Origin of the sequence: Bradyrhizobium erythrophlei, from assembly GCF_900129425.1 — a bacterium.
Lineage (GTDB): Bacteria > Pseudomonadota > Alphaproteobacteria > Rhizobiales > Xanthobacteraceae > Bradyrhizobium > Bradyrhizobium erythrophlei_C.
In genome coordinates this window covers 2,685,350-2,698,253 of the sequence record NZ_LT670817.1, presented here as the reverse complement: position 1 = coordinate 2,698,253, position 12,904 = coordinate 2,685,350, and the positions used below count along the sequence as shown (strand labels likewise).

At 62.7% G+C, this 12,904-nt stretch carries 12 protein-coding genes; 8 read left to right on the top strand and 4 right to left on the bottom strand.

Going from position 1 to position 12,904, the window contains the following annotated elements:
- Positions 1–4 precede the first annotated feature (4 nt).
- The 3 genes from B5527_RS43755 (at position 5) to B5527_RS12450 (ending at position 2,578) form a co-directional block, all read left to right on the top strand.
- Positions 5–172, top strand: coding sequence for a hypothetical protein (locus B5527_RS43755; protein ID WP_154072185.1), 168 nt, complete (start codon positions 5–7; stop codon positions 170–172).
- 78 nt (positions 173–250) lie between these two features.
- Positions 251–1,396: a GGDEF domain-containing protein gene (locus tag B5527_RS12455; protein ID WP_079601559.1), complete on the top strand. Its 1,146-nt coding sequence runs from the start codon at positions 251–253 to the stop codon at positions 1,394–1,396.
- A gap of 75 nt (positions 1,397–1,471) precedes the next feature.
- Positions 1,472–2,578: a DUF2336 domain-containing protein gene (locus B5527_RS12450; protein ID WP_079601558.1), complete on the top strand. Its 1,107-nt coding sequence runs from the start codon at positions 1,472–1,474 to the stop codon at positions 2,576–2,578.
- A gap of 75 nt (positions 2,579–2,653) precedes the next feature.
- Here the strand turns inward: B5527_RS12450 and B5527_RS12445 are convergent, their stop codons facing one another.
- Positions 2,654–3,544, bottom strand: a complete 891-nt coding sequence (locus tag B5527_RS12445) for an AraC family transcriptional regulator (protein WP_276329327.1) — start codon at positions 3,542–3,544, stop codon at positions 2,654–2,656.
- A gap of 273 nt (positions 3,545–3,817) precedes the next feature.
- On the opposite strand from B5527_RS12445, the gene B5527_RS12440 reads away from it, so the two are divergent.
- Positions 3,818–5,263 carry an outer membrane protein gene (locus B5527_RS12440; protein WP_079601556.1) on the top strand — a complete coding sequence of 482 codons (1,446 nt, stop codon included), beginning with the start codon at positions 3,818–3,820 and terminating at the stop codon, positions 5,261–5,263.
- A gap of 70 nt (positions 5,264–5,333) precedes the next feature.
- Here B5527_RS12440 and B5527_RS12435 read toward each other — a convergent pair whose 3' ends face one another.
- Positions 5,334–5,972, bottom strand: a complete 639-nt coding sequence (locus tag B5527_RS12435) for an NrsF family protein (RefSeq protein WP_079601555.1) — start codon at positions 5,970–5,972, stop codon at positions 5,334–5,336.
- Positions 5,973–5,974: 2 nt separating this feature from the next.
- Positions 5,975–6,520, bottom strand: a complete 546-nt coding sequence (locus B5527_RS12430; protein ID WP_079607239.1) for a sigma-70 family RNA polymerase sigma factor — start codon at positions 6,518–6,520, stop codon at positions 5,975–5,977.
- Between the two features lie 353 nt (positions 6,521–6,873).
- Here B5527_RS12430 and B5527_RS12425 point away from each other — a divergent pair, with 353 nt between their 5' ends.
- The gene (locus B5527_RS12425) at positions 6,874–7,557 is read left to right on the top strand and encodes a hypothetical protein (protein ID WP_079601554.1); all 684 of its coding nucleotides are present in this window, start codon (positions 6,874–6,876) and stop codon (positions 7,555–7,557) included.
- Positions 7,558–7,700: 143 nt separating this feature from the next.
- Positions 7,701–8,480, top strand: coding sequence for an enoyl-CoA hydratase (locus tag B5527_RS12420; RefSeq protein WP_079601553.1), 780 nt, complete (start codon positions 7,701–7,703; stop codon positions 8,478–8,480).
- A 145-nt stretch (positions 8,481–8,625) separates the two neighbouring features.
- Here the strand turns inward: B5527_RS12420 and B5527_RS12415 are convergent, their stop codons facing one another.
- Entirely contained in the window at positions 8,626–10,488 is a 1,863-nt protein-coding gene (locus tag B5527_RS12415; RefSeq protein ID WP_079601552.1) for an acetyl-CoA hydrolase/transferase C-terminal domain-containing protein, read from the bottom strand.
- A 240-nt stretch (positions 10,489–10,728) separates the two neighbouring features.
- On the opposite strand from B5527_RS12415, the gene B5527_RS12410 reads away from it, so the two are divergent.
- Both B5527_RS12410 and B5527_RS12405 read left to right on the top strand, forming a co-directional pair.
- Entirely contained in the window at positions 10,729–12,171 is a 1,443-nt protein-coding gene (locus B5527_RS12410) for a TolC family outer membrane protein (RefSeq protein WP_079601551.1), read from the top strand.
- A 16-nt stretch (positions 12,172–12,187) separates the two neighbouring features.
- On the top strand, positions 12,188–12,736 hold the full coding sequence (locus B5527_RS12405; RefSeq protein ID WP_079601550.1) for an AAA family ATPase: 549 nt from the start codon (positions 12,188–12,190) through the stop codon (positions 12,734–12,736).
- Positions 12,737–12,904 lie beyond the last annotated feature (168 nt).

The following is a 12,904-nucleotide window of genomic DNA, read 5'->3' as shown; positions in this document are numbered from 1 at the left end:
CATTATGCCCGGCGATGCCGGCTGGCAACCTTATCAAGGCTTGGTTCACAAAACAGCAACTCGCGTGGCCATCCGCGCTGCTGCCGCCGGCAAATGCGGCATTGCATCACCCAGCCCGGTTCCGGCTAATTTCCGCTGCGAAAACAACGGCAATGGCGACTTGTCGGGCTGAAAATCGACCGCAAAAGATACCAAACCTAAAGGCTTTTCTCGCTAAAGTTCCGCCAGATGCATTCCAGCACGGCGGAACATGATCGGCGCGGCTTCACTACTTGAAGGTCAGGGCTCTGACGGCAAGGTCGCGCTCGCCAATGGAATGCCGTTGGACATGTCGCGTCGCGTCGCGCATCGCCGACATACGTATGGAGTCCAGATCGTAAGTTACGGGCTCGGCGCGGCAGTCCTGCTGATTTACGCCTATGCCGGGGCGATCACGATCCTGATCCCATCGGCTTTTTTTGTTGCCGGCGTTAGCCTGATCGGGCTTTTCGCCGTCCTGTCCGAAACCCACATCAACGATCGTTTCGAAGATCACTACCTCACGGTATTTCAGGTCGCCGCCCATGTCATGGTGCAACTCGGATTTCTGCTGGCTGCGCCCGAGATTGGCTACGCCTTCCTAAACGTCCTGTTTCTTATTTTCGGAGTGGCAGCGCTCCGGATGACCACGCGTCAGGCTACCATCGCATGGACTCTCACGGCCGCGGGCGTGGCGCCGATTTTCCTGCTTACCCGGATTCCCATTGGGCTGCCGGTCGCTACGGCCACGGAACGCCTGGCGGCAGCGTTGTGTTTCGTTCTCACGATCGGGCAATGCGCATTCGTCGGGCTTTACGGCGACTCATTGCGGAAGAAATTATACAGACGCGGGGTCGAGCTTGGTGAAGCCTACAGGCGCATCGAAGAACTCGCCGAACTCGACGAACTGACCGGTTCCTTCAACCGCCGCTGCATTATGCGGATGCTGGATGACGAGATCAGGAGAGCCCGTCGCACCAGCAGCCCCTGCTCGATCGCCCTGATCGATCTCGACTGGTTCAAACGCATCAATGATGCCTACGGCCATCCGACCGGCGACGAAGTGCTCCGAACGTTCGCCATTACCGTGTTCGCCAATATCCGCAACATCGACCGGTTCGGGCGTTACGGCGGCGAGGAATTTCTGCTGATACTTCCGGATGCGCCCGATGACACCGGCGCGCGCATCCTCGACCGGCTGCGGGCGATCATCGCCGAACTCGACTGGAGCGCGTTCTCGCCCGGCATGCGAGTGACGATTTCCGCCGGCGTCGCGACGCTCCAACCGGATGAAACCCCGGACACATTTCTCGCGCGCGCCGACAGCGCGCTCTACGCGGCCAAGGCACGGGGACGCAACCGCATCGCCAGTGCCTGAACCGAACACTTTCGTTACCGAGGACGGAGAAACCGTCTCCAGCCTATAATGCCCGAACGCTCCAGGATCAGAGTCATGAGTTCGAAATCCGCCCCTTCCGAAAGTCTGCTCGACGAGTTGCAGACCACGCTCGCGCACGGCACCGTCGCGCGCCGGGTCGAAACCCTGCGCCGCGTGACCGATCTTTTCATCAATGGCGCGGTGGATTATTCGGATCAACAAATCGGATTGTTCGACGACGTCTTCCAGTGCCTGATGGAGCACATCGAGACCTCCGCCAAGGCACTGCTCGCCAATCGTCTCGCGCTGATCGACACCGCGCCGCCCCACACCATTCGCGCGCTGGCGTTCGACGATCTCATAGAAGTCGCAGCCCCGGTGCTTTCCAGATCGGAGCGGCTTGACGACGACGCATTGATCGAAACTGCGCGCAACAAGAGCCAGGCGCATTTGATGGCGATTTCGACGCGCAGGGTGCTGAGCGGGGCAGTGACCGACGTGCTGGTGTTGCGCGGCAATGACGAAGTGATCCACAGCACCGTCAACAATCCAGGCGCCGAATTCTCCGAACGCGGATTCACCCGGCTGATCGATCGTGCCGAGGGTGACGACAATCTCGCAACCTGCGTCGCTATGCGTCCGACGATTCCGCGGCATCTCTATTTGAAACTGCTCGCGAAGGCCTCAGTGACGGTGCGGGAGCGACTCCAGGCTGCCAACCCGCACCAGGCAGGCGAGGTGCCGACCGCGGTGCGGGAGGCGACGTGGCTGGCGCGTTCCGCGCCCTCGGCGATCACCCGGGAAACCGCGATCGCCCATGCGCTCGTCAAGTCGTTATACGAGGACGGCCGGCTCGACGAATTTCAGGTAGCGGCATTTGCCGAGGCCGGCAAATTCGACGAAGCCAACGCAGCGATCGCAGCACTCGCCAAGGTCTCGTTGTCGGTCGCAGAGAATATGATGCTGGAAACCCGCGCCGAGGGCGTAATGATCCTGGCGAAGGTTTCGGGAATGTCGTGGTCAACGGTCAAAGCGATCATCAACATGCGCGACGATCTCTCGCGCATGGAGCCGACCGATCTTCAAGCCTGCAAGGACACCTACGAACGGTTGCGTCCCTCGACCGCACAGCAGGTGCTGCGCTTCCATCGCATGCAGCAGATCGCGGCGCCGGCGGCGTGAGATTGCGAATACGCGCTGACGGATTGCTCGAAAACCTCCGGAAACCGAGGGTTTTATTTCTGCCCCCGATGAAAGCTAAAGACTACGCGGCACCTCTCGCTGCACGTCTGTGGGCGACGCCCCGTAGACGCGGCGGAAGCTTCGATTGAAGTGGGAAATGTCATTGAATCCTGCGTCATGCGCGATGCGGCTGATCGAACGATCGATGAATCGCAGGTCCGTCAGCATTCGATAGGCTGCGGCAAGGCGATGAGTGAGGACGAACTCGGTAAAGCTCGTTCCTTCGGTTTCAAAGAGCTTGCGGACGTAGGACGTCGAGATTTCGTGCTTGGTGGCGACGGTGGCCGCGGTCAAATACGGGTTGCCGATCTCGGAGAGGATTTGCGCCTTGATGCTCCGCATGCGCGCGGCCAGCACGCCGCGCTTGTTGGCGACCTCCGCCGCGTCCGCCCTCGCACCCAGCATCAACGCGCCGAGATCGAGCATATGCGTCACCGTAGCCCGGCGTAACCCCGGATCGGCCAGCGGTTGCCTGTCGTTCAAAACGTCGAGGTAACTCAAAAAAAACGGAAGTGCCGGGTTGCCTTTGTCGATCGGCCTGCCGATGGCCTCATCAAAATTTGTAACCAGGGGTGCAATCAACGCGCGACTGACGCGCCAACTGATAATGCGCCTTGCGGTGTGGCCAAACGCGGTGCCGGCCAAGCCGTTGGTCGTGAGAATGGCGTCACCGGGACCTAAGCTCGTTTCATGGCCGTTCTGCTTGTAGGTCGCCGAGCCGCTTTGATTGACGACGATAACGGGATCGTCGTTATCGATCATCATGGTGGTGTGAGAACAGAGAATGGGCGACGCCGTTGCGGTGGCGATGGCCAGTCCGGGCAGCGCGCGCAACCTGATTTCGACTTCGATCGGCTCATCCTGCAGCGGTTCGATATCCAACTTCAGAATTTCCCTGCCATACAATTCGTAAAACGCCTCCTCTCTGTCAGGTCCCTCAAAAGATCGACTTGAAAGCCTCAGCGCTATCGTTTCGTCACGATTGGTCAAACTCGCCCCTGTTTCCTGCAATAACAATCCGCGGACAGTTGTCGCATGAAAGCCACAACCCGTTCAATTCGAACCAGGAGTGCCGTTCAACCATAGATCATTCTCGCCCGGTCCAAGACGACGAAGCGGGTCCCGATTAGTCAGGGGCTCAAGCATCGCGTTGTGCGGTCGAATGAAACGGGTGATTGAATGAAACGGATTGTTGTCTCCGCCGCATTGCTGGCGAGCGCTGTCGGCGCGCAAGCGGCGGATCTGCCCGCCAAGGCGCCGTTTTATAAGGCCCCGGTGGCCGCCCAAGTCTACGACTGGACCGGCTTCTACTTCGGTGCGAACGCCGGCGTCGGCCTCGGACGCAGTCTCAGCCAATTGATTGTCCCGGACGGCGCTATCGCCATCGCGGAAAGATCGCGGTTCGGCGCTGCCGGAGCGGTCGGCGGCGGTCAGATCGGCTACAACTGGCAATTCAACAATGTGGTGCTCGGCGTCGAGGCCGATCTCCAAGGCTCAGGCATCGAGGACAACCGGACCTGCGGGCTGTATTGCCAGCCGACCAGTCCCGGCGTCTTTGCGCGATTTGACCAAAAACTCGACTGGTTCGGCACCGTTCGCGGCCGCATCGGGCTCGCCAGCGGCCCCGTGCTCGGCTACGTCACCGGCGGTTTCGCCTATGGCGGCGTCAAGACATCCATTAACGAATCCCTTCCGGGGCCCGGAGGCCAAGCCAGCGCAGGCATCAGCGATACCCGCACCGGCTGGACCCTCGGCGGCGGCGTCGAAGCCGCGCTCGGCGGCAACTGGACCGGCAAGCTCGAATATCTTTACGCCGACCTCGGGACTGAATCCGGTGCGTTGCCGTTTACCGTTCTGCCCGGCCAGTCCATCTCTTCCGATATTCGCGAACATATCTTTCGCGCCGGGCTGAACTATCGCATTGGCGGCAGAAGCTACGGCGCGTCGGCGCCCACGGCGAACTGGACAGGCCTTTATATCGGCGGAAATGGCGGCTTCGGAACCGCCATCGACAAGAGTTCGGCCCCAGTATCCGCGACGGCCGGCGGAGCGCCGGTTTTTGACGAGGTGTTCAATCTCAGCCCCGCCGGCTACCTCGGCGGCATCCAGATTGGCTACAACTGGCAGGCCGCAAATTGGGTGTTCGGCGTCGAGACCGACATCCAGGGATCGACGCAGAAGGACCATGCCTGCCAGTATATCTGTTCTACGGCGCCGACCGAGTCGGTCACGTACGATCAGCGGCTGCCCTGGTTCGGCACCACGCGGGCACGCCTCGGGTATTCGGTCGGATCAACCCTGTTCTACGCCACCGGCGGTCTGGCCTATGGCGGAGTGCAGACGGACGTCGTCTATGCGCTTGGACATCCGACCAACGTTGAATTCTCGCATACCAGCACCGGATGGACCGCGGGCGCCGGCATCGAAAGCCCGTTCGAGCTGTTCGGCCTGTTCGGCAAAAACTGGACCGCCAAGACCGAATATCTCTACGTTGACCTCGGCAGTTCGTCCGATTCCAATGCGCTTCCCGGGGAATACTGGAAGTTCGAGACCCAGGTGCAGGAACACATCTTCCGCACCGGTCTGAACTATCACATCAACAATCCCGTCGTTGCGCGCTACTGATAGCGATCATCGGCGCGCGACGAAGGTCCGCAGGGCGAGGTTCGGTTCACTCAACGGGCGGCCCCGGCGGCTAAAACCGTAGCACCCTCGATCCCGCCAGCGCGCCGATCGCGGCAACGGCCGCGGTGGCGATGCTGTACCAGGTCGCGACGAACAGCGGCGAATCGTCGGTGCAGTGCGAGGCGTACAGCGTCGCCGCCAACCCCGCCGAAAGCAGTCCGGCGATCGCGCCGGCGACCGCGGGCCGCGCCGGCGCGCCGTGCCGCAAGCCGAACAGTGCTGCCGCCAATAGCGGCAGCGACATCAGCGGAATAGCCATCATGCAGACCCGCGAGTTGCTGCCGACCAGCCGTGTCATCATCGGCAGCCGCTGCGGCATCATCATCTCGCCCGATATCCCGGCGGCGAGAATCCCGGCCGGGATCAACAACAGCCACGCCCAGCCGTGCAGCGAGGCCTCCGGCCGCGCCAAATGCAGGCTGACGGCTATCGCCGAGATCGCCAGCGCCAAGGTCACCGCAAACTTCAGATCGAAAAACGGATTATGCATCGCTGTCATGACGTCGGGACGGACGCCCAGCCCCGCGAAGAATATTCCTACCGAGACCGGCGCCGCGGCGAGCAATGCGAGCGCCAGCACGAACCCGACCGGCCGTGCGCGATGCGCGTTATCGGCGGCAAGCGTTCGAATGAGCTGATCGGTCTCCATTCTCACTGTTCCCGTAGTTTGGCGGTGAGGTTGGCGAGCCCGCGATGCAGCGCCACGCGCACCGCGCCCTCGCTCATCGCGAATTTTGCCGCCGTCTCCTTGATCGAGGCGCTGTCGACCGCGATCGACTGCAGCACATCACGCTGGCGCGCCGGCAAGGATTGCAGTTGGGCCGCGACCTCGCTCGCAGGCGCGGTCTCCGCTGCGGGTTCGCTCGGGATCGTCTCGGCGAAATCGTCGATGTTGACGAAAATCCGCCGGCCGCGACGGCGCAGCGCATCGATCAGCTTGTTGCGGGCGATCGCAAACAGCCAGGGCGCGAACGGAGCGTTGGCGTCCCAAGTATGCCGCTTCAGATGCACCGCCAGCAAAATGTCCTGCACGATATCCTCGGATTGATCGACCGGTTGGCCTGCCCGCGCCAAGCCGCGGCGCGCCGCCGCCCTCAACACCGGCGTGACGGCTTTGAGCAGACGATGATAGGCCGCACTGTCGCCTGACATGGCCGACCGCATCAGACCGGTCCATTCGTCTTCACGTTCGCGCACGCGCGCTCCCACACTGCAATTCGGTCGATCTTTCAATTTGTTACGTCGAAACTTCTCCGATCACGAACTCGTGATAAGGCTTTAAGCATTGCGATCGTCGCCCCGGACTCGGGAATCGCAACGACTACAAGTCGGTCCGGGCAGGCTCATAACATCGATCGGTCTGCCTGACACCCGTTGCAGCCATTCCAAAACATTGCGCGAACGAAATGCCCGGGCCGCACTCGCCGAGAGCAGCGCCGTTGCCCTGCTTTCGCCCGGACTCACCCGAAGATTCCCTTTTTCTGCCCCGCTGCGGACACGGCATGAGGTCTCATTGCGCTTTGGGGGCGGGCAAATGGGGAGATTGCCAAATGAACATCAAAGCCAGTGGGTGCTCGGCCTTGATACTAGCAACAGGACTCTTTGTGGGTTTAGCAGGGCCATCGCAAGCCGTGACGGCCGCTGACAACGAGACCGCAGGTTCGACATCCGAAAGCACCCCGGGGGCACCCATTGCGCTCAACAAATACGTCAAACACAGCTCGCACCACTGGAAAAGCTTCGCACATCGCAAGTCCAGCAAGGTCGCGGTGAAACCATCTGACACCAAGAAAACCGCCGACGCCGCGACCGATGACGGCGACAGTTCATCCCCGATCCCGCCATCGGTCGCCAACGCCAACGCACAACTGACCTCGACCGACACGCCGGCCGGCAACGCCAGGGCGATGTCCGCACGGGCTAACGATATTCTGCAGACCGCGCCGGGCAATCTGGCCGACACCCCGCCCGCAATGGAGACCCCGGTGGTCTCCGCCGATCAGCTCAACGACGTCGATCGTGCGCTCCACGACGGCACGCCACCCGCGCCGCCCCCGGCAACGGCCGCAGCCAATGCGCCGGCAGCGCCGGTGATGGCCGCGCCTGCGGCGCCGGTGATGGCAAATAGCGCCGGAAGCTCCAGCTGGGACCAGGCCTCCCTGATCGGAAAAATCTTCATCGGGTTCGGCGCGCTGCTGACGATGGCCTCCGCTGCACGCATGTTCATGGCATGATGGCTGCGCAATGGAATTGGGGGGTCGGTTCACCGGAGCAGCGCGATAGCGCTGCTCCGGTGCGGGACACGGACGCAAACGTCACTTGAAGCCCACCCCGCCAGCGGGCACATTGCCCGCCACATCAGGCGCCGGGGTGTACCATGAGCACGTTCGAACACATCATCGTCGAAAGCAAAGGCGGGGTCGGCGTCATCACGCTGAATCGCCCGAAGATGCTCAATGCGCTGTCCTTCGGCGTATTCAGGGAAATCGCAGCCGCCGTCGACGATCTTGAAGCCGACGACAAGATCGGATGCATCCTGCTGACCGGCGGCGAAAAGGCCTTTGCCGCCGGCGCCGACATCAAGGAAATGCAGCCGAAAACCTTCATCGACATGTTCTCCAGTGATTTCACGGCTGTTGGCGGCGACCGCGTCGCCAGTTGCCGCAAACCGACTATTGCCGCCGTCAGCGGCTATGCGCTCGGCGGTGGCTGCGAGCTGGCGATGATGTGCGACATCATCATCGCCGCCGACACCGCAAAATTCGGCCAGCCGGAGATTACGCTCGGCACCATCCCAGGCATCGGCGGAACCCAGCGGCTGACCCGCGCGGTCGGCAAATCCAAGGCGATGGACCTTTGTCTCACCGGGCGGATGATGGACGCGGCGGAAGCCGAACGTTCGGGCCTGGTCAGCCGCGTCGTGCCTGCGGGCAAATTGATGGATGAAGCGCTGGCGGCGGCCGAAAAAATCGCCTCGATGTCGCGGCCGGCGGCGGCGATGGCAAAGGAAGCCATCAACCGCGCGTTCGAGACGCCCTTGTCGGAAGGAATCAACGTCGAGCGTAATCTGTTTCACTCGACCTTCGCGCTGGAGGACCGCTCCGAAGGCATGGCGGCGTTCATCGAGAAGCGTAAGCCGGTGAACAAGAACAGGTAGGATTCGTTCCCGGAGGCTGCGCGGCACGAACTGATCCGGGGCCTCAATGTTTGCGACATGCGATGGGTCCCGGCTCTGCGGTGCACCGCTACGCGCTGCACCGCGTCCGGGACACGATGGATGATGTCATTAGACGACGCTGGAGTTAGCCTGCCCTGCTCCTCGCCAGCGCCGCGCTGACCAGCGCGCGGTAGGCGCGTTCCGACCATGTTACGGGCGCATCGAGGCCGAGCCGCGCCAGGCATTCGTGGTCGGCCACATCCGGGGTGTGCGTCAAACCTTGCCACAACAATCCCGGCAGGCGCAGCGGCGTCCGCTGTGCTTCCTGCAGGATTTGCAAGGCCGGAATCAGCAGCTGCTCGGTATCGGTAAAATCGCTGCCGAACGGAAACGATGGCAGCAGGCCGGCCTCCCGCGCAGGCTTTAACGCGCTGGCAATCCGCTCGGGAAGATTCTCGCGCTGCGCGGCCGGAATTTCGAAGTTTTTGGGCAGCTTGCCGGCGTCCTTGGCCTGCCGCGCCAGTTCGGCCTGAAAGCGGCTGTCCGCAACGGCGAGCATCGCCGCGATCACATCGGCGTCGGACTTTCCCCTGAGATCGGCGACGCCGTATTCGGTGACGATGACGTCGCGCAGGTGCCGAGGAATGGTCTCGTGGCCATAGCTCCAGCGAATGTTCGATTGCGTTCTGGCGCCGGCCTTCCGGGTCGCCTCGACCGTGAGAATCGAACGCGCGCCCCGCAGCGCGAATGCCTGCGCCACGAAATTGTACTGTCCGCCGACGCCGCTGACGACCTGTCCGTCTTCGAGGCCGTCGGAAATCGCCGCTCCCATCAAGGTCGCCATCATCGCGTTGTTGATGAAGCGGGCGTCGATGCGGGCGCGCCGCTTGATGTCCTCGTCGCCATAGAGTTCGTTGGTAAAGGATACCGGCATCATCCGGATCCGCGCGATTTGGCTTGGCGTCATCTCGCGCAACGCGCGATAAAAGGATTTCGGCCCCAGAAAAAACGCGCCGTGCAGCACGACGCCATCGACTTCGCGCCTGAGAATACCGGCATCGATCAAAACGAGAAATGCCTCGGTCAGCATTTCGCTGACACCGTACAGACCCTTTTCGAGCGATCCGGCCTCCCGCGCCGTGAGCGGCGCCGTTCCCGGGGCCAGACGCCTCACAATAGCGTGAAATTGCGCGTTGTCGCGGTGGCGGACGATCAGCCCCTGCGCCAGCGCGTCGCCGATCTGTCCGATCCCGATTTGCAGCGTGCCGCCATCGCGCACCAGCCCTGCGGCGTGCAGGCCGATGGCGTATTTGGTGTCGGTGATCGGTTCGGACGGCGGCGCGAACAGCGGAAACTCGGTCGCGGGGCTATCCAGCACCGCGCTGAACTCCTCCGCCGGCAGATCGCCCTCACCCGGCATGAACGGCAGTTCGGAGTTGACCTGGCCGATCAGCTTGAATGACGCGCGGCCTTCGGCCCGGGCGCGCAGGAGATCCAGCGTGGTATCGGTGTTGCAGCTCAGGCTGTAGCGCACGACGCCGTCGACGACGCGCTTTGCCACCAGCTGCGTGACGACGTTGAGCCCGCGCGCCAGCAGATATGACGACGCATGGGTATAATTTGCGGAAATGTAGTGTTGCTGCGCGAACGGCACATGCAGCCATTTTCCCGCCAGAAAGAAAAACTCGATCACCCTTATATTGGGCGGCAACGCATTGGCATGCAGTCCGTCGGCATAGGCGAGATCGGGATAGCCGCCGAACAGCCGGTCGATGACCGGGGCGATGAAGCGCCGCTCGATCAGGTTTTTGGGGCTTGGCTTTTCCAGCGTCAGCGCGGAAAAGAAGGTCAGATTGATGGTGCGGTCGGCGGCCGCGCGCGCGTAGAGCGCGTTGACGATGTGGTTGGCCTTGCCGAGCCCGAGCGGCAGCCCGACCACCAGATCGGTCCCGACATCGCGGATGATATCCTCCGCAATGGCATCGGGGTCGGTGAACAGGTTCGGCATCAAGTCCAGGCCTGGGCGCGCAATTGGGACGGCCCGCGGCCTAGAATCGGACGCAGCCGCCAGCAGCTATAGCGTATTTGCTCCTGATATTCGTCTGTGACGAACCGGCAACAGCAAAGCACTGAATTCGCGTGATTTGCGCGCCCGACGGTTTGCCTGTGGCGGCCACCGGCCCTAAACAGGTAAACCTGTCGAAGGCGTCGGCGGGGGCGGATGGCCGGGGAGTTGCTACGGGATCACATGGTTGGACGTGCCGCTAAAGTTGGCCACGTGGGAAGGCGCATGCTTCGATCGGGCATTTGCCTTGGCGTGACCATTTGCGTCGGTTTTTCCGGTGCCGCGGCCCTGGGTTTTGTTGCCACCCCAGCATCGGCCGAATCGCTCCCCGAGGCCATGGCCAAGGCCTATCAGTCCAATCCGCAGCTCAATGCAGAACGGGCGCGGCAGCGCGCCACCGACGAGAACGTGCCACAGGCGCTCGCGGGCTACCGGCCGCAGATCATCGCCAGTCTCAGCGTCGGGCTGCAGGCGGTGCGCGACCTGCTGCCGGACAACACCTTTCAATCGGCGAACCTGAAACCCTGGACCATCGGGGTAACGGTGACGCAGACGCTGTTCAACGGCTTCAAGACCGCCAACAGCGTGCGGGTGGCGGAACTGCAGGTGCAGTCGGGCCGCGAAGCCCTGCGCAATGTCGGCCAGGGCGTGCTGCTCGACGCCGTTACCGCCTACAGCAATGTACTGGCCAACCAGTCGCTGGTCGAAGCGCAGCGCACCAATGTCGCATTCCTGCGCGAAACCCTCACCATCACCCAAAGGCGTCTCAATGCCGGTGACGTGACACCGACCGATACCTCGCAGGCGGAAGCGCGGCTCAGCCGTGGCCTTGCCGATCTGAACGCCGCGGAGGTCAATTACGCCATCAGCCAGGCGACCTACGCCCAGGTGATCGGCAATCCACCCGGGCAATTGAGATCCGCCGATACCGTCGACCGGTTTTTGCCGCGCAGCCGGGAAGACGCGATCGCGCTGGCCTTCAAGGAACATCCGGCGGTCATGGCCGCGGGCTTCGACGTCGATGTCGCCTCGACCACGATCCGCGTCGCCGAAAGCAGCCTGCTGCCTACCATCACTCTGCAGGGGAGCGCCAGCCACAGCTCGGATGCGGATCCCAGTCTGAGCACCTTTCGAACCGATCAGGCTTCGGTGATCGGCCAGGTCACGGCACCGATCTACGACGGCGGCACCGCGGCGTCGCAGACCCGGCAGGCCAAGGAAGTGACAGCGCAGAGCCGGCTGGTGCTCGATCAGGTTCGCAATCAGGCCCGTACTGCGGCCATCGGCGCCTGGGTCGCGAATGAAGGCGCCAAGATCGCGGTAACCGCTTCGGAGTCCGAAGTGCGCGCTGCGACGGTGGCGCTTCAGGGCGTGCAGAAGGAAGCACAGGGCGGCCAGCGCACCACGGTCGACGTGTTGAACTCGGAGGCCGATCTGGTTTCGGCGAAGGCGCGGCTGATCGGCGCGCAACGCGACCGGGTGATCGCCTCCTACACGCTGCTCAGCGCCATCGGCAGGCTCGACGTCAAGACGCTGGCGCTCAATACGCCGGATTATCTGCCGGAGGTGCACTACCATCAGGTCCGCGACGCCTGGCAGGGCCTGCGCACGCCCTCGGGGCAATGAACTTCAGACCAGCGCCATGAAAAGCTGCCGCATTCACATCATGGGAGCGTCGGGCGCCGGCGTCACGAGCCTGGGCCGTGCGCTCGCCGACGCTCTGGCCATTCCGCATCACGACACCGACGATTATTTCTGGCAACCGACGACACCGCCCTATCGAGACAAGCGGGAAATTGCCGAGCGTCTGCGGCTGATGCGCGAGGTATTCTTGCCGCGCGCGGATTGGGTGCTGAGCGGATCGCTCGAGGGATGGGGCGACCCCAACGTTGTGCGCTTCGATCTGGTGGTCTTCCTGACAACGCCAAAGGAGCTTCGCCTGCAGCGCTTGCGTGCCCGCGAGGCCACCCACTTCGGCACCGATGCGGTGGCGCCCGGCGGCTGGCGGCACGAGGAGTTCGATGAATTCATCGAATGGGCATCGCGTTATGATGACGGCGATCGCGAAGGCCGCAGTTTGGCGAAACATCAGGCATGGCTGGCCGCCTTGCCCTGTCACGTTCTGCGTCTCGACGGATCCCGGCCGTTGCCCGAACTGGTCGCGGAAGTCCGTGCAGCGCTTGATCGCTGAGCTGTCGTCTTCGCCGAATGCACGCGCGCGCTGCCCGAGCAGTAAGCAATGCCATGATTCCGCTCTTGTCCAACAGCGTCGACTGCTTCATGATGCAACCATAGATTGCCCGAGCCGAAATTTTTGCGATGACGAGCGGGGGTAACAGCAATGCCGGGTCCGCCAAAG

Excerpts from the sequence above, each read along its gene's own strand:
- B5527_RS12420 (WP_079601553.1), top strand. The coding sequence starts at position 7,701 with ATGAGCACGTTCGAACACATCATCGTCGAAAGCAAAGGCGGGGTCGGC.
- B5527_RS43755 (WP_154072185.1), top strand. The coding sequence starts at position 5 with ATGCCCGGCGATGCCGGCTGGCAACCTTATCAAGGCTTGGTTCACAAA.
- B5527_RS12455 (WP_079601559.1), top strand. The coding sequence starts at position 251 with ATGATCGGCGCGGCTTCACTACTTGAAGGTCAGGGCTCTGACGGCAAG.
- B5527_RS12410 (WP_079601551.1), top strand. The coding sequence starts at position 10,729 with ATGGTTGGACGTGCCGCTAAAGTTGGCCACGTGGGAAGGCGCATGCTT.
- B5527_RS12415 (WP_079601552.1), bottom strand. The coding sequence starts at position 10,488 with ATGCCGAACCTGTTCACCGACCCCGATGCCATTGCGGAGGATATCATC.
- B5527_RS12450 (WP_079601558.1), top strand. The coding sequence starts at position 1,472 with ATGAGTTCGAAATCCGCCCCTTCCGAAAGTCTGCTCGACGAGTTGCAG.
- B5527_RS12440 (WP_079601556.1), top strand. The coding sequence starts at position 3,818 with ATGAAACGGATTGTTGTCTCCGCCGCATTGCTGGCGAGCGCTGTCGGC.
- B5527_RS12435 (WP_079601555.1), bottom strand. The coding sequence starts at position 5,972 with ATGGAGACCGATCAGCTCATTCGAACGCTTGCCGCCGATAACGCGCAT.
- B5527_RS12405 (WP_079601550.1), top strand. The coding sequence starts at position 12,188 with ATGAAAAGCTGCCGCATTCACATCATGGGAGCGTCGGGCGCCGGCGTC.
- B5527_RS12425 (WP_079601554.1), top strand. The coding sequence starts at position 6,874 with ATGAACATCAAAGCCAGTGGGTGCTCGGCCTTGATACTAGCAACAGGA.